Origin of the sequence: Pantoea sp. Acro-807 (assembly GCF_011752675.1) — a bacterium.
In the GTDB taxonomy this organism is placed as follows: domain Bacteria; phylum Pseudomonadota; class Gammaproteobacteria; order Enterobacterales; family Enterobacteriaceae; genus Pantoea; species Pantoea eucrina.
Genome location: NZ_VWXE01000004.1, coordinates 11,905 through 34,527 on the forward strand (window position 1 = coordinate 11,905; position 22,623 = coordinate 34,527).

Here is a 22,623-nt window from a genome sequence, read left to right on the forward strand (position 1 = left end):
CCTGCCCATGCCGGCGCCCGGCGCAACGCTATGGCGGCCGGCAGCAGGCGGTGACTTTCTGTCGCGTTTTGTAACGAACCGAACGGATAGTCATGTAGTTTGTTAAGCTAAAAAGCTTAAATCCGTATTAATCAATGAAAATTATGGTTTTTTATCGGATTACAGGGTGTCAGAAGCAGTAACAATTTCTTGCAATAGTAATCTAAATGAGTATATTTCTCATTTGCTTTCTTAGCTATGCCTGCTCCAGGTGACCGGCAGGGTGCGCTGACAGATAAACTAAAATGAGAATTAAGGATGGCTATGTCTTCTAAACCGATGCGCGTCCGCGCTGCGGCTGCAACGGCACAACCTGCGCTGAAAATGTCATTGCTGGCGATGCTGATTGCAGCCGGTGTTGCACAGGCGGCGGAACAGACCCTGATGGTGGAAACCAGCGCGTCTGACGTGGAAAATCAGAACGATCGGGATTACAGCATACCGGTAACGCGCGCAGGCACAAAAATGGCGCTGACGGCGCGCGACATTCCTCAGTCGGTATCGCTTATCAGTAAACAGCGTATGGCCGATCAGCAGCTGCAGTCGCTGAATGATGTTCTGTCCAACACTACCGGTATCAGGGGTGTTTCGGCGGATATGGATCGTACCAGTTACTACTCGCGCGGCTTTCTCATTGACAACTATATGGTAGACGGGATCCCGACCGCGTTTGCATCACGCTGGAATCTGGGTGATGCCCAGACCGACATGGCGCTTTATGAGCGGGTCGAGGTGGTGCGCGGCGCGACCGGGTTACTCACCGGGCCCGGGAATCCTTCTGCGTCGATTAATATGGTACGTAAGCACGCTGACAGTAAAACCCCTACCGGATCGCTGGAAGCGAGCTACGGCAGCTGGAATAAACAGCGCTATGTTGCCGATCTCTCTGCGCCGCTCACCCCTGAGGGTAACGTGCGCGGGCGCGTAGTAGCTGGTTATGAGGATAAAAACAGCTTTATTGAACGCTACGGTTTTGAGAAAAAATTTATTTATGGCGTGATAGACGCCGATCTGACTGAGAGCACCACGCTTTCCGCGGGCTACGAATTTACGCAGGTCGATACCGATTCGCCGATGTGGGGTGGGGCGCCGCGCTGGTATACCGATGGCAGCCAGACGCATCTGCGTCGCGGCTATAACACTCAACCGGAGTGGGCTTACAACAATAAAGAGAACCGCAAGGTTTTCGTCAATCTGCAGCAGAATTTTGATAACGGCTGGAACATTACGCTCAACGGCACGCATAACGAAATGCTGCTGGACAGTAAGCAGATCTATCTCGACGGCTATTTCAATAAGGTGACCGGTGCAGGCAGCTCTGCCTACGCAAATTATCCGGTCATCGGCGGAACCGGTTATAACACCGGCAAGCGCAAAGTGGATGCGGTAGATGCCTTTGCCAGCGGCCCTTATGAGCTGCTGGGACGCCAGCATCAGCTGATGCTGGGGGTTAACTACAGTCGTCAGGATAATAAATATTACAGCGCCTGGACCAACATCTCCTCTGCTGAACTGGGTAACTTTAACGACTTCAACGGCAACTATCCGGAGCCTGACTGGTCGCCGCGCGAACCTGCCACGGACAGCCAGCTGGTGCGGCAAAAATCGGTCTATATGGCTACGCGCCTGACGCTCGCCGATCCGCTGCATCTGATTGTCGGGGCGCGATATACCAACTGGAACCGTCAGGGCATTACCTCTGAACTGGAAGAGAACAATACCACGCCGTATGGCGGTCTTATCTGGGACATCAATGACGCCTGGTCAGCGTTTGCCAGCTATACCTCGGTCTTTCAGCCGCAGGATAATCTGGATGCCAGCGGCAGTTTCCTGACGCCAGTTGTCGGTAAAAACTATGAGACCGGGGTTAAATCGGACTGGTTTGATAGCCGTCTGACCACCACGATCTCTCTGTTCCGAACCGAGCTGGATAATGCGCCGGTTGATACCGGACGTTTCAGCGAGAGCGGAAGCGCTATTTATGAAACCACCGATGGCGTTGTCAGCCGCGGCGTTGAATTTGAGATCAACGGTGCGCTGACGGATAACTGGCAGATGACGTTTGGCGGTACGACCTACATAGCAAAAGACAGCAAGGGTGAGGCCTATAACTCCCAGCTGCCCCGTACCTCTTTCAATCTCTTTACGCACTATCGCCTGCCTCAGTTCGATAAACTGACGCTGGGCGGCGGCGTTAACTGGCAGTCAAAGACCTGGAAAGATATCGGCGGACCTGAAGGTAACGGAACCTGGCGTGTGCGTCAGGGAAGTTATGCGCTGGTGGACCTGTTTGCCCGCTACGACGTGACAAAAAATCTCTCCCTGCAGGCCAACCTGAAAAACCTGTTTGATAAAGAGTATGACGAGAATGTGGGCAGCAGCGGCATCGTGTATGGTGAACCGCGCAGTTACTCGGTAACGGCGAGTTACCGCTTCTGATCCCGGCAGGCGCGTTCTGAACGCGCCTCTTCTCCTCAGGCGGCTAATGGTTTATACCCATCGCACTCTGCTCTCCTCTTAGGCTAAAGTGCATTCAGGCTGAATAGATTTTTTAATCTCCGGACAAAGTAACGCACCTTACTGTTTAACGCGGTTATGCATTGATGCGCCTCTTTTGCGTACATCACAGGCGGTCGCATGTATAGGCGTCCGGTTATGAATCAGGTCTGCAGGGTGCGCCTTCGTTTAATGGCATGATAATTAAGAATAATATCCACCATATTTACACTCTCCGGCCCGTTATTAAGGATTGTATCTCTGTCTGGTATCAGATAATGCCAGGCTGGCTAATGTTATCAACGTTAATCAAAAGACGATTTAATAGTCGTTAATTTCAATTGATTGATAATGTCCGCTATGCATTCAGACAGGGAATTTTTAATTAGCAGGCTATAAGTTAGTGCGGTTATTTTAATATCTGCCGTAAAAATAATTAATATAAAATAACATGCTGAAATGATTTTCGGGGAATAATCCGAATAACCAATATGAAGGCTGATAAAGCATTATACTCGTCGGGCGATCTGCAATTTTTAACTTTTTGAATGCCGGGTTTGTAGTGCTTAAAGTTTATGGCCGGAGTATAAAATGAAAATCATCATTAGCGGCAAGGGATATCCCGAAAAAAGAAATATTGTTACTGATGTTAAGAAAACGTATATCGATTTTCACTCCAGAAATATCTGGACGTATATTAATGCGTTTCGTGGGAAAATTCTGAAACGCAATAAGCTGTTTATATTTTCCGCGCCGCTATGGTCAGCCGGTAGCGAAAAAAAGGTAGTTCATCTCTTTAATGAAGTGGCAACCAGCCGCGAGCGCTGGGTGTCAACCTTTGAAACCGAGCTGCCGCGGGTATTGCCGGTACCGGGCGTCGCCAAAACAGCTAATCCGCTGTTAAAAAAGCTGATGTACTATGTTGCAGCACCGGAATGTGCCGGCATTATCGCCATCTCAGAGGCAACGCGAAAAATTGAGCTGAAACTGCTGGACGCTTTTCCCATTGAGCGGGAAGCGATTAGCGACAAACTGCACGTGCTGCATCCGCCGCAGCCGGTGCTCTATGAGGGCGGACGCACGCCAGCGGCCGATAAAATGATCTTCACCTTTGTCGGTAATGAGTTCTACCGCAAAGGCGGAGCCGAAGTGGTAATGGCTTTCTCCGAACTGATGGACGAGGGTGTGATATCAGCTGACCAGATCGGCGTTAACCTGATCGGCGACATTAAAAAGCAGCATAATATTGCGCATCGTGAGTGGCAGGACGATGCCGCTTTCCATCATCAAATTGAAACCCTGATAGCTGAGCGCTCCGTATTCACCCATCATACTGCATTGTCTAATGATGAGGTGATGCAGCTGCTGCGTGAAACGCATGTCGGATTGCTGCCGACCTGGCAGGATACCTATGGCTTCTCCGTGCTGGAAATGCAGGCGTGCGGCTGTCCGGTGATTACCACTAACGTCCGGGCGCTGCCGGAAATTAATCCGGCTCAGAGCGGCTGGCTGATCAACTGTCCGCTCAACGATATGTTTGAACTGAATGTGGATACGCTGGCGGAGAAAATGGCGCTGCGCATATTAATTGTGTCGCAGCTCAAGGCACATATTAAGGCGATACTTGAAGACCGGATGCGCGTGGCTGATTATTCAGCGGCAGCCGTAAACAGGATCCGTCAGCACCACGATCCGGATAAATTTAACCGCGCGCTCTCTGCCATTTATGGCGCAAAAGATACGCATGATTCATTTGATCGCAGTGAAGCAGTCGCACTCAAACGCTCTTAATCTTTATCCGACAGCTATTCTTTTTTTAATCTGACTCCTGCAGCTGCTGCAGGAGTTTTTTTATTTCTGTTCCGGCCAGCCGGGTGATATGCGCAAAACAGCAATAGAACTAACAATATGATGTTTTACGTAACGGAATCATAGCCTGCAAACTAAACGCCATATTCATCAGGACAAGGACAGGGCGTATGTCTTACCAATTAAGCGTGCTCGATAAGTCGCCGGTTGCGGCAGGAGAAAATGCGACACAGGCGCTGGCGCGCTCGCTAAAACTGGCGCAGCGGGCTGAGAGCTGGGGCTATAAGCGCTTCTGGGTCGCAGAACATCATAACAGCGAGCAGCTGGCCAGTCCGTCACCTGAATTGCTTATCGCCTGGATCGCCGCGCAGACGCGCACCATACGCGTCGGCTCTGGCGGCGTCATGCTGCAGCACTACAGTCCCTATAAAGTTGCAGAGAACTTTAATCTGCTGTCATCGCTGGCACCGGATCGCATCGATCTCGGCGTCGGTAAAGCGCCCGGCGGTTTGCCGCTTTCAACGCGGGCGCTTCAGCTCGGGGTTAACCTGGCTGAAAAAGGCAGTTTTGCTGAACAGCTGGCGCTTCTCGATAGCTGGCTGAACGCATCTCCCTCCGCTGACGAAGAGACGCTGCGCGCCACGCCACAGCCACCGCATCCCGCCAGCCGGTTTCTGCTGGGTGCCAGCGAAGCAAGCGCCGGGCTGGCCGCAGAGCTGGGCTGGCAGCTGGTGTTCGCTGCACACCATAACGGCGATCCGCAGCTGATGGCGCGCGTTCTGCAGCACTATCATGCCCGCAGCCGCGGCGGCCGTGCGCTGGTAGCGGTTCAGGTGGTTGTGGCGGATTCGCCGGCAGAGGCTGAACTGCTTACCGATGCGCTGCGTCTTTATCACGTCAGCGTGAAAAATGGCCCGGCGGTTAACGTTGCCAGTCTGGAACAGGCTGAACGTTACGTACGCCAGGGAGGATACGCGGATTACGTCATAGAGCCGCGCACGCCGTCACTGCTAAAGGGCACGGCTGCACAGGTGCATGCTCAGCTGGAGTCGATGCATCATCGCTACGGCATTGACGAATTTATTATCGATACGCCACTCGCTGACGAAGCCGCCCGGTTTAAATCCCTGGAGCTGCTGGCCACCGCGCGACTGGTTGCGGCCTGAGGATAGCGTAATGATCCGCTCCGCTTTTCTTATCTGCTGCTCATTCTGGCATCGCTGCGAGCGATGTTGCCCGGCACCGATCTGATTCTGCCTGCATAACAACGTTTACCTTTTTCGCCCGGCAACCTCTGCGCTGCCGACGGCTCTGCTTTGTCAGGAGTTTATAATGAGTAAAAGAGAATTACGTCTCGGTACGATATTACACGGCGCGTCAGGCAATATGTCCGCCTGGCGGCATCCGGCTGCGCAGGCTGACGCCAGCATCAGTTTTGACTACGCCAGAAAAATTGCGCGCAAGGCGGAAGCGGGCAAACTCGATTTTCTGTTTGTCGCTGACGGTCTCTATATCAATGAAAAATCGATTCCGCACTTCCTCAATCGCTTTGAACCGCTGACGCTGCTCTCAGCGCTGGCGGCGGTCACAGAGCATCTTGGCCTGGTTGGCACCGTCTCAACCTCTTATAGCGATCCTTTTACCATCGCCCGGCAGTTCGCCAGCCTCGACCATCTCAGCGGCGGCCGTGCCGGCTGGAACGTTGTGACCTCGCCGCTGGAAGGATCGGCCAAAAATTTCTCGCGTCAGCAGCATCCGGAACACGCGCTGCGTTACCGGATTGCGGATGAGTATTTGCAGGTGGTGAAAGGCCTGTGGGATTCCTGGGAAGAGGGCGCCTTTGTACGCGACAAGCGCAGCGGTCAGTTTTTCGATCCGGCCAAGCTGCATACGCCCGATCACCGCGGCGATTTCTTTCAGGTGCAGGGGCCGCTGAATATTGAGCGTACGCCGCAGGGGCGACCGATCATTTTCCAGGCGGGCGCCTCCGGAGACGGACGGCGGCTGGCCGCGCGCCATGCGGATGCGATTTTTACCCACCATGCGACCCTGGAAGAGGCGCAGGCGTTCTGGCGCGATGTTAAACAGCAGCTGGCCGAAAACGGACGCGCCGCGGATGACCTCCATATCTTTCAGGGCGTCAGCGTGATCGTCGGTGACGATGCCGCAGATGTTGAGCAGCAGTATCAGGCTACCGCGCAGCTGGTCTCAGTGCCGGATGCGCTTAATTATCTGGGGCGGTTCTTTGACCACCATGATTTCTCACGCTACCCGCTGGATGAACCTTTCCCAGAACTGGGTGATATCGGTCAGAACAGCTTCCGCAGCACCACCGATGAAATAAAACGCAACGCCCGCGTGCGCGGTCAGACGCTGCGCCAGGCCGCGCTGGAAGCGGCCACGCCGCGGCCGCTGTTTCACGGCACGCCAGAACAGGTCGCCGATGGCCTGCAGCACTGGTTTGAACAGAAAGCTGCTGACGGTTTCATTATCCAGGGCGGAACGCCCGACACGTTTGAACGCTTTGTCGATCGGGTTATCCCGCTGTTGCAGGCGCGCGGACTAAGCCGGCGCGACTATCCGGGCACCACGCTGCGCGCCAGTCTGGGTCTGCAGACCCCCGAAAATCAGTTCACATCATAATAACGATCAGGATGAATGCTATGCAGAAAAAATCATTGATAGCGCTGCTGTTACTGGGGCTAAGCAGCGCTGCCGGGGCGGAAAACGTCGCCGTTAACGGGCAGCAGGTCAGCGTGGAGGCGAATAAGACGCCCATTAACACTGCAAAAAATGCAGCGGCTATCGCGCAGATCCCGGCCGGACACCGGTTTGCTGTACCTGGCGCGTTTACCGTGGCGGTGGCCGCCCTTAATTCCCCTCCGCTTACGGTGTTCAGCGACGACAACAAAACGCTGCTTGGCAGCGAAGTGGATATGGCGCGTCTGGTGGCGGACAGCCTCGGCCTGAAGCTCAACGTCGTGCCAACCTCCTGGGAAGACTGGCCGCTCGGCGTGGCGTCCGGCAAATATGACGCGGCGATCACCAACGTAACCGTCACAAAAGCGCGCAAAGAGCGTTTTGATTTTGCCACCTACCGCAAAGACTCGCTGGGCTTTTATGTGAAAAAGAGCAGCCCAATCGCTTCGCTCAGCAAAGCAGAAGATATTGCCGGCCTGCGCATTATTGTTGGCTCCGGGACCAATCAGGAAGCGATCTTACTGGCGTGGGATCAGGAAAACCGCGCAAAGGGCCTGAAGCCGTTTATCCCGGTTTATACCAAAGATGACGCAGCGCAGACGCTTTCACTGCAGGCCGGACGTGCGGATGCTTACTTTGGCCCCAACGTCATCGGCGCCTGGAAAGCGGCGCTCAACGGGCAGACCAGGCTGGTGGGCAGCGTGGACGGCGGCTGGCCTAAAGCGGCGCACATTGCAGTGACGGTGAAAAAAGATGGCGGGCTGGTGCAGCCAGTCAATACGGCGCTTAACGGCGTGATACAAAACGGCGACTACGACAAGGTGCTGAATCGCTGGGGCGAAGGCATTGAGCGGCTCGACCGCTCGGAAATCAATCCACCGGGCCTGGGCGACTAAGGGGGCAATATGCATTTTTTTCGTGACGTTTCACCCGCAGCGGCAGAGCTGCAGCCGATTATTACCGGCCTGTTTGGTGAATATGCTGCCCGCTATGGCGACTATTTCAGCAGCCAGAATGAGGTGGAGCAGGATGAGTGGTTTCTGCCTGCGCAGGGAGGCCTGTTTATTGTACTGGAGCGGGATGGCGAAATTATCGCCATGGGCGCCTACAAGCGCTATGACGCACAGACGGCGGAACTGAAACGCATCTGGACGCGCTCCGATCTGCGCCGTCAGGGCCTGGCACTACAGATCCTGCAGGAGCTGGAGCGTCGTGCGCTGCGCGCCGGCTATCAGCGTGTCTGGCTGACCACCGGCTTTCGTCAGCCGGAGGCGGTGCGCCTCTATATCGGCCACGGCTATCAGCCGCAGTTTGCCCTGCTGGAAGATATGGAGATCTACGGCCGGCCGCCGCACGACGGCCGCCTGCGCTTTCTGAAGATAATTGATGTCCACGCTGCGGCACAGGCGAGCTGAGGAGCCGAAAATGAGTGAGACGCAAAAACTGACCGTGGTGCCGGCACGCTATCCGGCGCGCAGCCTGGGCGCCGTGGCGGCGCTGTTTATTCTGGCAGCGGTGGTGGATTCCATCGCGTTCAATCCGCGCTGGGAGTGGGGAGTATTTGCGCGCTGGTTTTTTGACCCGGTGATCCTGAATGGCCTGGGTCAGACGCTGCTGCTGACGCTGGCAGGCACCGTACTGAGTCTGATTTTCGGCGGTCTGCTGGCGCTGGCCCGGCTCTCCTCCTCGTGGCTGCTGAGCACGCTGGCGTTTGGCTATATCTGGCTGTTCCGCTCGCTGCCGCTGATTGTGGTACTGATCATTCTCTATAACTTCTCCTACCTCTATGACACGTTATCGCTGGGGATCCCGTTTACGCCCTGGTCGTGGGGTCACTTCCAGACCATTAATGTGCTGGGCCAGTTTCCGGCCGCGGTGATCGGCCTGACGCTGGTGCAGAGCGCCTATAGCGCAGAGATTATCCGCGGCGGGTTCCTCGGCGTGGACCAGGGGCAGTTTGAGGCGGCGTCAGCGCTGGGACTCTCTTCTTCGCGCCGGACCTTCCGCATCATCCTGCCGCAGGCACTGCGCGCGATCATTCCAACCACCTTCAATGAAATCATCAGCCTGGCCAAAGGGACGTCGATGGTTTACGTGCTGGCGATGCCAGAGCTGTTTTACACCATTCAGATGATCTACAACCGCACTCAGCAGGTGATCCCGCTGCTGATGGTGGGCGCCGCCTGGTATCTGATTATCACAACGGTACTGTCGCTGTTGCAGCACAGCGTTGAACGCTCGCTGGCGCGCAGCGTAACCCGCGAGCCGCAGCCATCGCGCTGGCGGCAGTGGCGTAATCGTTATTCAACCCCTGCTGTTATTGAGGAGCGCTCTCATGTCCGAAGCCATTGATTATCGCCCGTCCTATGCTGCCGGGGCGGTTACCATCACCGGCGTCAGCAAGTCGTTTGGTAAACACAAAGCGCTGGACGCGGTCTCGCTGTCGCTGGCGCCGGGATCCGTAACGGTTATTCTCGGGCCTTCCGGTTCGGGTAAGTCAACGCTGCTGCGCACCATCAATCACCTGGAGCGGGTCGATGAGGGCTTTATTCAGATTGATGATGACTATATCGGTTATCAGCGCCGCGGCGATAAACTCTATGAGCTTAAAGAGCGGGCAATACTGCGTCAGCGGGTCAACGTCGGCTACGTTTTTCAGAACTTCAATCTTTTTCCGCACCTGACCGTGCTGGAAAACCTGATTGAAGCGCCGATCGCACATCGTCAGCTTACGCGACGTGCGGCGATTGAACGCGCCGGTGAGCTGCTGGACACGGTGGGACTGCGGCATAAAGCTGACGCCTGGCCGCGCCATCTTTCGGGTGGTCAGCAGCAGCGTATCGCGATTGCGCGTGCGCTGATGCTCAATCCGCGCGTGATGCTGTTTGATGAGCCGACGTCGGCACTGGATCCGGAGCTGGTGGGTGAGGTTCTGGACGTCATTAAAAAGCTGGCGCGCTCCGGCACCACGCTGGTGATTGTGACGCATGAGATTGGCTTTGCGCGTGAAGTGGCAGACAACGTGGTGTTTATGGTTGACGGCCGCGTGGTTGAGCAGGGCAGCAGCGTGCAGGTGCTGAATCAGCCTCGCCACGAGCGCACCCGACGTTTTCTGGCCCGGGTGCTGTGATGAAGCGGTTCATCCTGACGCTGGTGGCATCCGGCCTGCTGTTTTCAGCCGCGCAGGGCGCGGCGCTGGATGCGGCTAATAATGAAACGGCGATTCATATCGCCGCCGATCCGCAGGCGATAGCCAGAATTCCGGCGAACTATGCGTTTGTTCACCCCGGCTTTCTGACGGTCGCAACCAGCGCCACTAACTCACCGCCCATCGGGTTATGGGCGTCAGATAACAAAACGCTGATTGGCAGCGATCCCGATATGGCGCGACTTCTGGCTGAAAGTCTGGGCCTTACGCTAAAGCTGGTGCCCGCCTCGTGGGAGGAGTGGCCGCTCGGCATCAGCGCCGGACGCTATGATGTTGCCATGTTTAATATCGCCGTGACCGAGGAGCGTAAACGCAAATTTGACTTTGCCACCTATCGGGCTGACAACCACGCCTTTGCCGTACGGAAAGGGAGTCCCATCTCTGCGATTACCGGACGTCAGGATGTCGCGGGCAGGCGCATCATTGTCGGGTCCGGTACTAATCAGGAGAAGATCCTGCTGGGCTGGGATGCGAAAAACCGCCAGGAGGGATTAGCGCCGGTGCAGCCTGTCTATCTTAATGATGACGCTTCTGCCACGCTCGCGCTGTTGTCCGGACGCGCCGATGCCACCTTTGGCCCGCAGGCGGTGGCGGCGTGGAAAGCGGCGTCGCGCGGGCAAACAGCGGTTGTTGGTCACGGCCCGTATCGGGCATGGGTGGCCGTCACAACCAAAAAGGGTAACGGGCTGGCCCCGGCGCTGCAGCAGGCGGTTAATCATGCCATCGCCAGCGGACAGTATCAGCAGGTACTGACGCGCTGGGGAGAGCAGGATGAGGCGGTAGCGCAGTCGCAGATCAATCCGCCGGGCATCGTTTATCAGTAAAGACGGGTCGCACTGCGGCCCCGTTTTTCACCCTGATATTTTTTCACCCAGCTTATCACCTCTGCCGCTGGCAGAGGCCGGGCAAAGTAATAGCCCTGGAAGAACTGGCATCCGCGACTGCGCAGGTAGTGAAACATCTCTTCACTTTCAACGCCTTCAGCCAGCACGTTCAGCCCCATTTCGCGCGTCAGCTCAATGGTTTTATGCACCACAATAGCGGCAGATTCATTTTCAAAAATGTGCATAATCAGCGACTTGTCAATTTTAATATCATCAATCGAAAAATCGCTGAGCGATTTCAGCGAAGAGTAACCGACGCCAAAATCATCGATCGCCCATTTTACGCCGAGCTGGCTGAAGTGCGCGATAACAGAGCTGATATGCTGCTGATCGTAGATAAAGGTGCTTTCGGTGATCTCAAATTTAAGCCGCTGTGGCTGGATCCTGTAACGCGAGAGCAGCAGCAGAGTTTCAGCGGTAAAGTCACGATGCATTAGCTGCAGAGGACTGATATTGACAGAAAACACCAGGCTGTCGCCGTGCCGGAGACTCTCCCAGGCAGCCATATGCTGCAGCGTGCGCTCCATAACCCATCGGCCAATCTCAATCATCAGGCCACTCTTTTCCGCTACCGGGATAAAAACGTCCGGTGAAATAAATCCTTTAACCGGATGTTTCCAGCGCAGCAGAGCTTCAAATCCGATCAGATGTTTACCGGTATCCACTTGCGGCTGAAAATAGAGTTCGAGCTGATCCTGGCTGACAGCGGCAGAGAGTTCGCGCTTTATCAGGTCAGTTTCAGAGTAATCGCCGCGAAAGGTCAGCGCGGTCAGCAGCAGAGAAAGTACGGGCACGATACAGTTAACAATGTAGAAACTGGCTTCCGCCGGCAGCGCAAAATGAAACGATCCCTGCTGCCAGGTCAGGCCGGTCAGGGTAAAAATGAGGTAACAGGCGAGGCAGATTAGCGGAAATATTTTGCTGAGATAGCGCGGCTGCTGCCGCAGGACGAGTGCCGAGCCGATGGTCAGTGCGATCAGATAATTACACGCAGAAGGTTTAACGGCAGGATGGTCATTGTCCAGCAGCAGCAGAGCTGTAATGATAAACAGCAGCGCATGCGTGACGATCGCCAGATGCCGCTGCAGTTTGCCGTGAAAGGCAACGGCGCAGATATAGAGGCCCAGCGCCACGCCCAGATAGTAGAGCGACGGTATTGCTGGCGAACGGCTATGGGCGTTAAGCAGCGCCATATAAATGCCTGAGGTAGTGCTGGCCACACCCGCAATCAGCAGCGTAAAGCGCAGCTTCTTTTCTGCGCTCTCTCCCTTCAGGCTGAAGGGCAAATTACGTACACGCGAATAGCCCGCAGTCAAAAACGCTATCATCACTCTGCTCTGTAATTGATTAGTTTTATTGTATTCAGGAGCGCTATCTTAGTGCTAAGCGAGACGGCTGTCACAGCGCTTTTTCTGCGCGTTGATCTGCTCCGGAGATTTGACATTAGAGATGATATTTATGCGTGGCGGGGGGTTATCGCGCAACTTTTCACGGAAGCGAACCGCAATCTGCCTGCGCTAAATTGCGCGCGCGGTTGTTCCTTCCGCCGGTCACAGAGTAGAATCACTCCCGGCACAGGCTGATGTGCTAAATATAATAACAGGCGGAAAACAGCCGGATCACCTCACTAATGCAGTTTAACCCTACTTAACATTACTGGTTGCAATGAAAATTCGTTTCTTATCGGCTAACGAGCTCAAACTCTCTGAAGTGCGTACCATCCTTGAACCGGTAGGGGTGGAAGTGGTGCCTATCGCGCGGCGGATTGAGGAGATCCAGACGGAAAATGAGGTTGAACTGGTACGCGATAAGCTCACTAAAGCGTTTTCCATTATCGGGCGGCCGCTGTTTGTCGAGCATACCGGCCTGTTTCTGGACGGGCTTAACGGTCTGCCAGCCGGACTGACGCGCATCTTCTGGAGCCGGCTCAATGCCGATCGCTTTACCAAACTGGTACGCGGCCTTGATACGCCCTGCGTGACGGCAAAAACCGTGCTGGGGTATTGCGATGGTCGCAAGATGTATCAGTTTGAAGGACAGCTGCGCGGTCGCATTGCGCCAGAGCCGGCCGGGCCGCAGGAGTTTCAGTGGGACTGCGTGTTTATCCCGGAAGGGTATACGCAGACCTTTGCTGAAATGGGCGATCTAAAGAATGAGATCTCCAATCGGCGCCTGGCGCTGGATCGCTTTGCCGCCTTTCTCAAAACCGCGCGGGGTTATGTATGAAGCCTGAACTCAAACGCGCCTACGATGCCGGCAAACTGATCCTGTTTGCCGGTGCCGGCATCTCCCGCAATCTTGGCCTGCCGGAGTGGCACGAACTGATTGCCCATCTGGCAAAAGAGCTGGGCTACGATCCGAAAATATTCAACACCTACGGGACACACCTGTCGCTGGCGGAGTATTACAAGCAGCGCAAAGGCTCACTGGGGCCGCTGCGCAGCTGGATGGATCGCGAGTGGCACCGGCCCGATATCGATGTGCGCAGCTCCGAAATCCATACCATGATCACCCAGGGTAATTTTTCGCGCATCTACACCACCAATTACGATCGCTGGCTGGAGATGGCTCACGAGGCGCACAACGTCCCCTATAGCAAAGTGGCTAACGCCGCCGATCTCGTCTCACTCACTGAAGATAAGCGCCACATCATTAAACTTCACGGCGATTTCGATGACGATACCTCGATTGTGCTGGATGAGAGCAGCTATTTTGAACGTCTCTATTTTGATTCCCCACTGGATATCAAACTGACGCACGACGTGATGGGTAACTCGGTGCTGTTTGTTGGCTACAGCATCAGCGATTTCAACATCCGCCTGCTGTTCTACCGGCTGACTAAAATGTGGGGACGAACCGGACTCGCAACTGCCCGGCCTAAATCGTATCTTTTTACCAATCGCAATAATCCGGTGGCTAAAGAGGTACTGGGGCAGTGGGGAATTGAGATGATTGTCTCGGAAGAGGATGACCCACGAAAAGCGCTGGCCACCTTTCTGGAGGAATTGCTTGCCTGAAACGCGGGCAGACTTGCTCATCGCTGCATAACAGAATATACTGTATATAAATACAGTTAATGAGGTGCATCATGGCAGTCGAAACCAAATATGTTGTAGTCAGAAAAGGTGAAGAGAAGATGACGTTTGCCAGTAAAAAAGATGCCGATGCCTGGGATAAGATGCTCGATATGGCAGATGCCTTTACCGACTGGCTGCAGCAGATCAAGCCAGAGCTGGCGGATGCGGAAGCGGAAACCTGGGGCATGCTGCTGGCAGAGCAGAAAGACGCGGTACAGCATATTCTGCGCACCAGCAAACTGCCTGATGCGGCGGCAGACAAAGATGCTAAATCTGAAGTGAAAGAGAGTGATTCTGCCCCTGAAAAAAAGGTGCGCTCGGTTAAAGCGGCCTGATCGTTGTGATGCACCCCGGCGCCGTCTTCCTGACGGCGTTTTGCTGTCGCCTTACTCACCTTTGCTACTTTCTGATTAAGCCTGAAAAAGCCCGGCATGCGGGCCATTTTATCAGTGTGAAAAGAGTGAAAAGGTTCCCGAGTAGTAGCTCACCATCCAGACAACATAAACCAGCCACACCAGTAAAAAACCGGTTAACCCCATTTTACCTGTCATTGTATGCTCCTGTAATCGTAAGGGCGGAAAGCCTGCAGGAGATACGTTGACAGCAGTTGCGCACAAAGTTCTTGCGCCAGATCAACCCGCCAGTGAAATACCTAATTAATCCCCAGGGGCGGCATTTATATGCCAGGGTCGCATAAATGCGACCCCTACGGGGGCGTCTGTAGGGGCGTCTGTAGGGGCGTCCGTAGGGGCGTCTGTAGGGGCGGCATTAATGCCGCCCTGGTCACGTTCCGCACCTAACCTCAGGGTCGCATTAATACGCCAGGGTCGCATTAATGCGACCCCTACGGGCATCGATATTGATTATTTTTTAATCCGGGTGCGGATGCCATCAAGTTCAGCACGGTTGAGCCGATAGAGTGATAAAGGATCGCTGGTGGCCCAGGATGTGGCGCAATTATTGCTCTGATTTGCCAACCCCAGGAGCGCCATCATGGCCACAAAAGCAGTTATAACGCGAAAAATGCGTACCCGTACTCAGATGCTGCTGACGGGCGCGGTCACAATTACCCTTGGTTTTGCTATCACCATCGGCGTGCTCAGCTGGCAATCCAGCAGAGAACAGAAGTCGCTGGCGGAAAACTATCTGCAGCAGATTGCGCAGAGTCAGGCATTGCAGATTCAGCAGGAGCTGAGTTACGCGCGCGATGTGGCGCATAATCTGGGACATAGCCTGATTGCGCTGCCGGCGGCAGGGATCAGCGATCGGAAGGTGGCGGACCAGCTTCTTATCTCCACTCTGCGTGACAACCCCGATTACCTCTCCATCTCTGTGATATTTGAACAAAATGCGTTTGATGGCCGCGATGCGGAGTTTGCCAGCCAGCCTGGTGCTGCACCTCAGGGACGCTACGCCTACTTTGTCGATCGCAACAGCAGCGGCAGCTTCAGGCTGCATCCACTGGCCTCGATGCTGACGCCAGGGCAGGGAGATTACTATCTGCTGCCACAAAAAAGTCGTAAGGATACGCTGATTGAACCCTACAGCTACGCCTATAACGGGGTGCCTGTGTTACTCACTTCCGTCGCCGCTCCCATTATCAGTCAGGGCAAGCTCTGGGGCGTAGTGACCTCTGATATCTCACTGGCGGCGCTGCAGGCGCGCATCAACAAGATCAGGCCCTGGGAAGGCAGTGGCTATGCGATGCTGCTCTCCAGCGGTGGCCGGGTGGTTTCCTATCCGGACCAGACGCAAACCGCGAAACCCTGGCAGGGAGAAACGCATGGGTTCAGCCGTGCCGTTACTGAACAGCATGACGCCATACTGGGGGAAGCGGCGCTGATAACATGGCAGCCAGTGACTATCGGCAGCAGCGACCAGCACTGGTATCTGGGTGTCGTTGCACCGGTGAGCAAAGTGATGGCGGCGGCGCACCGCCAGCTGATGCACGCGCTGATACTGATGCTCATCAGCATCGTTGCCGTGAGTGTACTGCTGGGATGGGTGTTCAGCCGGAAAGTGCTTAAGCCGATTGGCGGCGAGCCGGCCGAAGCCACGGCTATTGCGCTGGCGGTGGCCGGCGGCAGACTTGATAACGCGATTCCGCTGGTGTCACAGGATCGCAGCAGCCTGTTTTACGCGCTGCATACAATGCAGACGCAGCTGCGCGATATGGCAAGCCAGATTCAGGACGCCAGCGCATCAGTGCGGCAAGGCGCGGGCGAAATCGCCAGCGGCAACCTCGATCTTGCATCGCGAACCGAAGAGCAGGCGGCTGCGCTGGAGCAGACCGCGGCCAGTATGGAGCAGATTACCGCTACGGTGAAACACAACGCGGCAAATGCGCATCAGGCAACCACGCTGACAGAAAATGCCACGCATATTGCCAGCCGCGGCGAAACACTGGTGGGTGAAGTGGTGCAGACGATGGCGCAGATAGATAACAGCGCGAAAAAGATCGGCGACATTACTGCCATTATCAACAGCATCGCATTTCAGACGAATATTCTGGCGCTCAACGCGGCGGTGGAAGCTGCACGTGCCGGCGAGCAGGGGCGAGGCTTTGCCGTCGTGGCCTCTGAGGTTCGTAATCTGGCGCAGCGCAGCGCCAGCGCGGTGAAAGAGATTGCTGCGCTGATCGAGGAGTCCGGGGAGCGCGTCAGCAGCGGCGTCGGGCTGGTTCAGCGTGCCGGTAAAACCATGACTGAAATGACACAGGCGGTAAACTCCGTGCGCAATATTATCGATGAAATTGTTATCGCATCTGATGAACAGGCGCGCGGCATAAGCCAGGTGACCATTGCAGTGAATGAGATGGATAGCGCTACGCAGCAGAATGCGGCGCTGGTTCAGCAGATGTCGGCAGCAGCAAGCTCACTGGAAGATCAGGCGGCGCAGCTCGCTCACACCGCCGCACGTTTCACATTAAGCTGACTGACGCAGCCCGGCCGCGTGCCGGGCTGCCGTTAGCGCGGCTTGCGCGAAGGCATCATGCGCAGCAGCGTATTGTCCTTAAACAGATAATGATGCGCCAGCGCCGCCAGCGCGTGCAGGCCGATTAACCAGTAACCCAGCGGTACCAGCGTTTCATGCCACTCAATCAGCGTATCGGCCAGGTCGGGATCGGGCGCGGCGCTGACCGGCATCGAAATACCAAATAGCCACCAGTCGCGGCCAAGCCAGAATCGGGAGAGAATGCCCAGCACCGGCAGGGTAATAAACAGCAGGTAGATTGCCAGATGAGTAAGGTGTGCCAGGCCGGTCTGCCAGTGGGCGGGCTTCGGCACAATAGCCGGCGTGCGATGGCGAAACCGCATCACCAGACGCGACAGCATCAGCAGCAGCACGCAGCTGCCAGCAGAGAAGTGCGTCACCACCATAAAGAGACGCTGCCAGGAGCCGCGCGGTGCCAGGCCGCGAAACTCCATCGTGCAATAAGCGAGAACAATCAAAATAAATGTCAGCCAGTGAAGCAGAATCTGCGCGGGGGCATATTTTGTGCTCATTATTCCATTCCATTCGGTACGAAGCGGTAGCGCTACAATAGCCGAAAGCAGAGTGAAAAAAATGCCCTTTCTGCGTCATTGCTGCCTGAAACTCAGCGCCGGGCGACCTGTTGCGCCTCATTGCCTGACTTACCGGCCGCCGCAAGCTCACTGTTGAAATGTGCGGTCAGAACGGAGTAGGTCTCCTCAGCTTTCATACGATAGAGCTGTTCAGAGGGATGAATACAGTCAGGTGACATCAGCGACTGCCACTCTTTCATTTGCAGAATACGCTGATACTGGCGTGCCAGCGGCAGCGACTCGGCGCGCGCCAGTGCGTCCAGCTTCGTGACATAAGGCGCAACGTTCCACTTTTTTGCCCCGCCACAAATCGGGTGCGGCTCCTGCAATACCACCTGTTTACCCTCTTCGCGGGCAATCGCGATCAGCTCCGTCATCACTTTAGTATACTGATCCGGGCTGACGATATATTTCGCTTCGGTATCTTTGAAATGAAAGTGTCGCGCATCGTTGGTTGCGAAGTTCAGCAGGATTATTTTAGCGGGCGAGCGCTGCATCTCTTCACGCCAGCTTTTATTCTTTTTATAGAAGTATTTCGGGTGCAGTAAATCCATTGCCTGTGCAGAGGCTGCGCCCTTATTTACCACGCGGATGCCCGGGCCATACTTTTCGCCAAGCCACTTATTTATCAGGGCAATCTCATTGTCTTTGATGTTGATGTTATGTTGTTTGCCATTCTCTCTGACTGCCATTGCGCCCAGCGTACTTGAACCACCGTAAGCTTCAATAATAAAGTTATTACTGGTATCAGGCGTCGTTGCCCATGCGGTATTTTGCAGGATAAATCCGGTAACCAATAATGAAGCAAAACGAATCAGTGAATAAGGCATAGCAAATTTCCCGCCTGGTGAGGCTCAATAATATTTAATGGATCGAATAATTAAAACGTAAAATGTAACCATAACAGCTGTGACGCAGGTCATACAATCTTAAAGCATCAGTGAAAAATCAAAATCAGGTTAATTCTTAAACTCTGGTAATAACGCTGTGAAATTATTTGTTTAATCAGCATGATGTGCATAGTGACTATAAAATAGTCTGGACCTGATTTCAGGAGGGGGACAGGGGACTGCTCTGGAGTCTCAGGATGACCACGCTAACCATTTTTATGATTTTCACCTGTCAGGCCAGGATGTAGGAAAAGCGCTCAGGCTAGCGGAGCCGGGCTTCTTTGTCAGTAAGGCCGCCTGCCAGCGCGGCATTAACCCGGTTCAAAGCATTAACTCTCTAACACTTTCAAACAGATAACGCTGCTTTACTGAACAGGTCCGTAAAAAAGTTACAACTTTTACACAATAGCGAAATTCCGAATCGTTAGTCACAGGAATGTATACAGAATTTTCTGGTATTACCCCGTCCACGATTCCCCTATATTCCGCTCACTATCCCCATCAAGGTATGCGATGTGAAAACACAATCCTTTTTGTCCAGCCGAAATATCGGTCTGGATCTGCTGCGTGCCGGGCTAATTCTGGAAGGTGTCTTGTTACATGCCTCAAGAAGTTTGCCCGGCGAGAATCCCTGGTATTATACGGCGCAGCGCGATCCCGCTGAGATATTTACTGCGCTGTTGAGCATGTTTCATACCTTCAGGATGGAAGTCTTTTTCTTTTTATCAGGGATGTTTTCCGCCCTCATTATTCTCCGTAAAGGACAGCAGTTTTTTACCGAGAACCGTCGCAAGCGCGTATTTATTCCGCTTATTTCAGCCTATCTGTTTATTCCGCCACTGATGTATTTTATCTCTGGACAGATAAATGACCGCCCCTACTCGGCGGAAGGCTGGCTGAACAGCTACACCATGATGCATCACCTGTGGTTTCTGGTGTCACTGAGCATTATGTCACTGGCCATACCCGGCAGCTTTTATCAGTGGACCGCGCGCCAGCTGGGCAAACTCTCACTGCCTGCGCTTATCGCGCTACTGGTTGTGCTGGGTAACGCCTGTTTTGTGCTGAAATTCCTGGTAAAAGGGCGTGGCGAATTTATCGAGCTGATTCCGATTACGGCGCGCTTCCTGGTTTACTACACGGCAGGCTATGCGCTCTATATCAATCGCGAGAAGATTGCGCATTACGCAAACAGTAAGCTGATGAACAACTGGCTGATTGCCGCGCTGGTGGCTGCCGTCTGGGCGGGCTGCTATTACGTTGCGCATAATCATATCGGCGGCGTGGTGAAGTACGTGCCGGTAATGATGGGCAGCGTGCTGTCCGCCATGCTCTCTTACTGGATGGTGTTCACCTTTGAAAAAATCCAGGTTAAAGAGAATCGCATACTGACCGCTATCGTGGATTCAGCACTGATCATCTATCTGCTGCACTATCCGGTGGTGATTGCGTTCTCCTGGCTTATTGATGACTGGCTGCCTGCCAACTATGCCGTTCTGTATGTGCTGATTGACTGTGCTATCGGTATCGGCCTGAGCGCCGTCTGCTACTGGTTCATCAAGCGTTCACGCATTGCCTCTTTCATGTTTGGCCTGAAGCCAAAAGCGAAGAAGGTGCCGGTGCCGCTCGAAGCCCGCATGTAATCCGTTTTGCCCGTCAGCACGCCTGCTGGCGGGCCCTGCTTTATACCGCCCTGAACCCGATTATTCTGACGGATACCGCAAATCCCCGGTCACAATCTGTTAAATGCCTCTCTGAATGTCTACACCTTTTCTGCAATACCACGCCGCCTGCGGATAAGCCGCACGCGTAGTCCGCCCGTCTCGTCGCCAGCGTGGCGATCGGGTATTTCAGGAGTCTGATATGCCTCATTCCTGTTTTACGCCCCTGGCGCTTGCCGGTGCCATTGCTGCCACTCTTGTTGCCTCAGCGCCTGCTTACGCCTGGGATAGCCTGACTGTATTTGGCGATAGCCTGAGCGATGGCGGCAATGTCGGTCGCTTTACGTATGATGGTGCACAGCATCCCCTCTATGACGAAATTCTGGCAGCAGACTCTGGCCTGTCGCTGCGCCCTTCATCGCAGGGCGGAAATAACTATGCTCAGGGCGGCGCCGTGACCGTTCCGGCGCTTAACCCGGCGTTTAATACGCAGGATCAGCTGGCGCGCTGGCTGCAGCGTAACAACGGCCGCGCGGAGCGCAATGGTCTCTATATTTACTGGGCAGGTGCCAATGACATTGCGGCGGCGGTGCTGGCAAATCCGCTGACTGCGCCGCAAACCGTTGCAGCCAGCGCCAGCGCGGCGGCGGCACAGGTTCGAACGCTGCTGGATGCAGGTGCGGGTACGGTAATCGTGCCAAATGTGCCGCAGCTTGGCACAACCCCGCTGATGATTGAGACGGTGCTGCAGCTGACAGGCCCCCTGGCAGATTCAGCGCTGCAGGCGGCGTTTCAGTCGCTGAGCGCGACGCCTGTGCTGAGTCAGGCTGCCCGCGAGCAGGCTATTCAGACCGCATTCAGCCGTGCGGCGGGAGAAGTCTCTGCGATCCCTGCCGTACGCGATGCGCTGGCGCAGCAGCTGTTCGCGCTCTGGCAGGTGCTGAGTGAGCAGGTGACGGCACTCTCTGATGGATTTAACCAGCAGGAGGAAGCGGGGCTGGCTGCGCTTAAAGGCAATATCGTGCGTGCTGATATCGCTGGCCTGCTCAGCGAAGTGATCGCGGACCCCGCGCGGTATGGTTTGAGCAACACCATCGGTATGGCCTGCCCGCCAGGCACATCCGCCGCCCAGTGTACGTCTGCCACGCCAGGCTTCAGCGAGGCGCAGCGCTTTCTGTTTGCTGACCGGCTGCACCCCTCGCCAGCGGTACATGCGATGATTGCCGATTATATCCGCTCGATTCTCGATGCACCGGCGCTGGTCTCATCGCTCACCGCAGCGCCAGCAGGCGCGGCCCGTGATATGCAAAATACGCTGGAGGGACATCTGCAGCAGCAGCGTCAGCAGGCGCAGAGTACCGGTGAGTTTAGCCTGTTTGGTGGCTACGCCGGGCAGCATGCTGACTATCGCCGCAGCGATCTGCTTACGGGTGATGCCACTCAGGCCAGCCTGACGCTGGGTATGGGATATCAGCTGACCGATAGCTGGCAGGCGGGTCTGGTGCTGTCACGCAGCGACCAGCGCCAGCATCCTGACGATCGTTACTCATACAAGCTGCGCGGCAATCTGGTGGCGCTTTACAGCCAGCTTACGCTGTTCGAGCAGGGCTGGATCAACGCAGACGTGCACTACGGCGATCTCAGCTATGACGCTATTGAGCGCCGTGTTCAAATCGGGCCGGCCACCCGTACAGAACAGGGAAACAGCAGCGGTAAACTGCTGGGCTTTCGCGTGCAGAGCGGCTGGGATTTCCCGCTGACCGCACATCTCTCTACCGGTCCGGTTGTGCGCTATGCGCTCGATTACGCGCGCGCCGGTGGCTACCGTGAAAACGGAGAGAGCAGCACCGCAATGCGTTTTTCCGATCAGACCCGGCATACCCAGACTGGCGCAGCCGGCTGGCGTATCGACACCACGCGGTGGCCCGTCAATCCCTGGGCGGAAATCAGCTACAACCGTCAGTTTGGTGATGCTGAGAGCAGCGTTCGCGGTGGACTAAAATCAACGCGCACGGCTTTTACCCGTACGGTTAGCAATGGCGATGATAGCTGGCTGGAGGCGGCAGCGGGTGCCTCGGTGCCGCTGACTGACGCCGTCAGCGCGTTTACCGGCGTTTCTGCGATCGGCGGCAACAGCGATCGGCGGCAGATAACATGGAATATAGGCATTAATGCCACCTTCTGATCGCTGAGAGCGCCGTCTGCTGCAGATATCCGCTCACGCGGATGCGGCTGGCCGGTACAGCCCGGTGAATAACAGGTATAATCCGGCAGATTAGCCAACAGATTCAGG

General features: G+C 55.2%; 16 protein-coding genes and 1 pseudogene. 14 read left to right on the forward strand and 3 right to left on the reverse strand.

All coding sequences use genetic code 11. The annotated features are described in order from the left end of the window. Positions 1–303: 303 nt before the first annotated feature. From fhuE to F3J39_RS10915, 8 genes and pseudogenes are all read left to right on the forward strand, one after another. On the forward strand, positions 304–2,478 hold the full coding sequence (gene fhuE / locus F3J39_RS10875) for a ferric-rhodotorulic acid/ferric-coprogen receptor FhuE (protein ID WP_104085681.1): 2,175 nt from the start codon (positions 304–306) through the stop codon (positions 2,476–2,478). A 648-nt stretch (positions 2,479–3,126) separates the two neighbouring features. After that, complete coding sequence (locus tag F3J39_RS10880) at positions 3,127–4,326, forward strand: glycosyltransferase (protein ID WP_104085680.1); 1,200 nt, start codon at positions 3,127–3,129, stop codon at positions 4,324–4,326. 188 nt (positions 4,327–4,514) lie between these two features. Next, positions 4,515–5,510, forward strand: a complete 996-nt coding sequence (locus F3J39_RS10885) for an MsnO8 family LLM class oxidoreductase (RefSeq protein WP_040113450.1) — start codon at positions 4,515–4,517, stop codon at positions 5,508–5,510. Positions 5,511–5,673: 163 nt separating this feature from the next. After that, positions 5,674–7,940: pseudogene (locus tag F3J39_RS18855) on the forward strand (NtaA/DmoA family FMN-dependent monooxygenase). 9 nt (positions 7,941–7,949) lie between these two features. After that, positions 7,950–8,459 carry a GNAT family N-acetyltransferase gene (locus tag F3J39_RS10900; RefSeq protein WP_104085678.1) on the forward strand — a complete coding sequence of 170 codons (510 nt, stop codon included), beginning with the start codon at positions 7,950–7,952 and terminating at the stop codon, positions 8,457–8,459. 10 nt (positions 8,460–8,469) lie between these two features. After that, the gene (locus F3J39_RS10905) at positions 8,470–9,396 is read left to right on the forward strand and encodes an amino acid ABC transporter permease (protein WP_104085677.1); all 927 of its coding nucleotides are present in this window, start codon (positions 8,470–8,472) and stop codon (positions 9,394–9,396) included. Then, on the forward strand, positions 9,380–10,174 hold the full coding sequence (locus F3J39_RS10910) for an amino acid ABC transporter ATP-binding protein (protein WP_040113455.1): 795 nt from the start codon (positions 9,380–9,382) through the stop codon (positions 10,172–10,174). Before F3J39_RS10905 ends, F3J39_RS10910 begins: the two co-directional genes overlap by 17 nt. Further along, a complete protein-coding gene (locus F3J39_RS10915) occupies positions 10,174–11,076 on the forward strand; it encodes an ABC transporter substrate-binding protein (RefSeq protein WP_094110874.1) in 903 nt (300 codons plus the stop codon). Before F3J39_RS10910 ends, F3J39_RS10915 begins: the two co-directional genes overlap by 1 nt. Here the strand turns inward: F3J39_RS10915 and F3J39_RS10920 are convergent. Next, positions 11,070–12,464 (reverse strand): EAL domain-containing protein, encoded by a 1,395-nt coding sequence (locus F3J39_RS10920; RefSeq protein ID WP_166714173.1) that lies wholly within the window; start codon positions 12,462–12,464, stop codon positions 11,070–11,072. The two genes, F3J39_RS10915 and F3J39_RS10920, sit on opposite strands and share 7 nt — an antisense overlap. A 337-nt stretch (positions 12,465–12,801) precedes the next feature. Here F3J39_RS10920 and F3J39_RS10925 point away from each other — a divergent pair, with 337 nt between their 5' ends. The 4 genes from F3J39_RS10925 to F3J39_RS10940 all read left to right on the forward strand — a co-directional run bounded on the left by F3J39_RS10925 (position 12,802) and on the right by F3J39_RS10940 (position 17,147). Beyond that, complete coding sequence (locus F3J39_RS10925; protein WP_040113457.1) at positions 12,802–13,362, forward strand: non-canonical purine NTP pyrophosphatase; 561 nt, start codon at positions 12,802–12,804, stop codon at positions 13,360–13,362. After that, positions 13,359–14,153: an SIR2 family protein gene (locus F3J39_RS10930; RefSeq protein ID WP_034829783.1), complete on the forward strand. Its 795-nt coding sequence runs from the start codon at positions 13,359–13,361 to the stop codon at positions 14,151–14,153. The genes F3J39_RS10925 and F3J39_RS10930 overlap by 4 nt, the downstream gene beginning before the upstream one ends. Positions 14,154–14,224: 71 nt before the next feature. Continuing rightward, complete coding sequence (locus tag F3J39_RS10935) at positions 14,225–14,548, forward strand: YebG family protein (RefSeq protein ID WP_166714174.1); 324 nt, start codon at positions 14,225–14,227, stop codon at positions 14,546–14,548. Positions 14,549–15,206: 658 nt separating this feature from the next. Continuing rightward, positions 15,207–17,147, forward strand: coding sequence for a methyl-accepting chemotaxis protein (locus tag F3J39_RS10940; RefSeq protein ID WP_108569873.1), 1,941 nt, complete (start codon positions 15,207–15,209; stop codon positions 17,145–17,147). 32 nt (positions 17,148–17,179) lie between these two features. Here the strand turns inward: F3J39_RS10940 and cybB are convergent, their stop codons facing one another. Further along, the gene (cybB, locus tag F3J39_RS10945) at positions 17,180–17,719 is read right to left on the reverse strand and encodes a cytochrome b561 (RefSeq protein WP_071668312.1); all 540 of its coding nucleotides are present in this window, start codon (positions 17,717–17,719) and stop codon (positions 17,180–17,182) included. 92 nt (positions 17,720–17,811) lie between these two features. Next, positions 17,812–18,609 carry an SGNH/GDSL hydrolase family protein gene (locus F3J39_RS10950; protein ID WP_052246545.1) on the reverse strand — a complete coding sequence of 266 codons (798 nt, stop codon included), beginning with the start codon at positions 18,607–18,609 and terminating at the stop codon, positions 17,812–17,814. Between the two features lie 575 nt (positions 18,610–19,184). Here F3J39_RS10950 and F3J39_RS10955 point away from each other — a divergent pair. Both F3J39_RS10955 and F3J39_RS10960 read left to right on the forward strand, forming a co-directional pair. Next, on the forward strand, positions 19,185–20,312 hold the full coding sequence (locus tag F3J39_RS10955; RefSeq protein WP_104085674.1) for an acyltransferase family protein: 1,128 nt from the start codon (positions 19,185–19,187) through the stop codon (positions 20,310–20,312). A 220-nt stretch (positions 20,313–20,532) separates the two neighbouring features. Then, positions 20,533–22,515, forward strand: coding sequence for an autotransporter domain-containing protein (locus F3J39_RS10960; RefSeq protein WP_104085673.1), 1,983 nt, complete (start codon positions 20,533–20,535; stop codon positions 22,513–22,515). The last annotated feature ends 108 nt before the right edge of the window (positions 22,516–22,623 follow it).

Excerpts from the sequence above, each read along its gene's own strand:
- fhuE (WP_104085681.1), top strand. The coding sequence starts at position 304 with ATGTCTTCTAAACCGATGCGCGTCCGCGCTGCGGCTGCAACGGCACAA.
- F3J39_RS10880 (WP_104085680.1), top strand. The coding sequence starts at position 3,127 with ATGAAAATCATCATTAGCGGCAAGGGATATCCCGAAAAAAGAAATATT.
- F3J39_RS10885 (WP_040113450.1), top strand. The coding sequence starts at position 4,515 with ATGTCTTACCAATTAAGCGTGCTCGATAAGTCGCCGGTTGCGGCAGGA.
- F3J39_RS10900 (WP_104085678.1), top strand. The coding sequence starts at position 7,950 with ATGCATTTTTTTCGTGACGTTTCACCCGCAGCGGCAGAGCTGCAGCCG.
- F3J39_RS10905 (WP_104085677.1), top strand. The coding sequence starts at position 8,470 with ATGAGTGAGACGCAAAAACTGACCGTGGTGCCGGCACGCTATCCGGCG.
- F3J39_RS10910 (WP_040113455.1), top strand. The coding sequence starts at position 9,380 with ATGTCCGAAGCCATTGATTATCGCCCGTCCTATGCTGCCGGGGCGGTT.
- F3J39_RS10915 (WP_094110874.1), top strand. The coding sequence starts at position 10,174 with ATGAAGCGGTTCATCCTGACGCTGGTGGCATCCGGCCTGCTGTTTTCA.
- F3J39_RS10920 (WP_166714173.1), bottom strand. The coding sequence starts at position 12,464 with ATGATAGCGTTTTTGACTGCGGGCTATTCGCGTGTACGTAATTTGCCC.
- F3J39_RS10925 (WP_040113457.1), top strand. The coding sequence starts at position 12,802 with ATGAAAATTCGTTTCTTATCGGCTAACGAGCTCAAACTCTCTGAAGTG.
- F3J39_RS10930 (WP_034829783.1), top strand. The coding sequence starts at position 13,359 with ATGAAGCCTGAACTCAAACGCGCCTACGATGCCGGCAAACTGATCCTG.
- F3J39_RS10935 (WP_166714174.1), top strand. The coding sequence starts at position 14,225 with ATGGCAGTCGAAACCAAATATGTTGTAGTCAGAAAAGGTGAAGAGAAG.
- F3J39_RS10940 (WP_108569873.1), top strand. The coding sequence starts at position 15,207 with ATGGCCACAAAAGCAGTTATAACGCGAAAAATGCGTACCCGTACTCAG.
- cybB (WP_071668312.1), bottom strand. The coding sequence starts at position 17,719 with ATGAGCACAAAATATGCCCCCGCGCAGATTCTGCTTCACTGGCTGACA.
- F3J39_RS10950 (WP_052246545.1), bottom strand. The coding sequence starts at position 18,609 with ATGCCTTATTCACTGATTCGTTTTGCTTCATTATTGGTTACCGGATTT.
- F3J39_RS10960 (WP_104085673.1), top strand. The coding sequence starts at position 20,533 with ATGCCTCATTCCTGTTTTACGCCCCTGGCGCTTGCCGGTGCCATTGCT.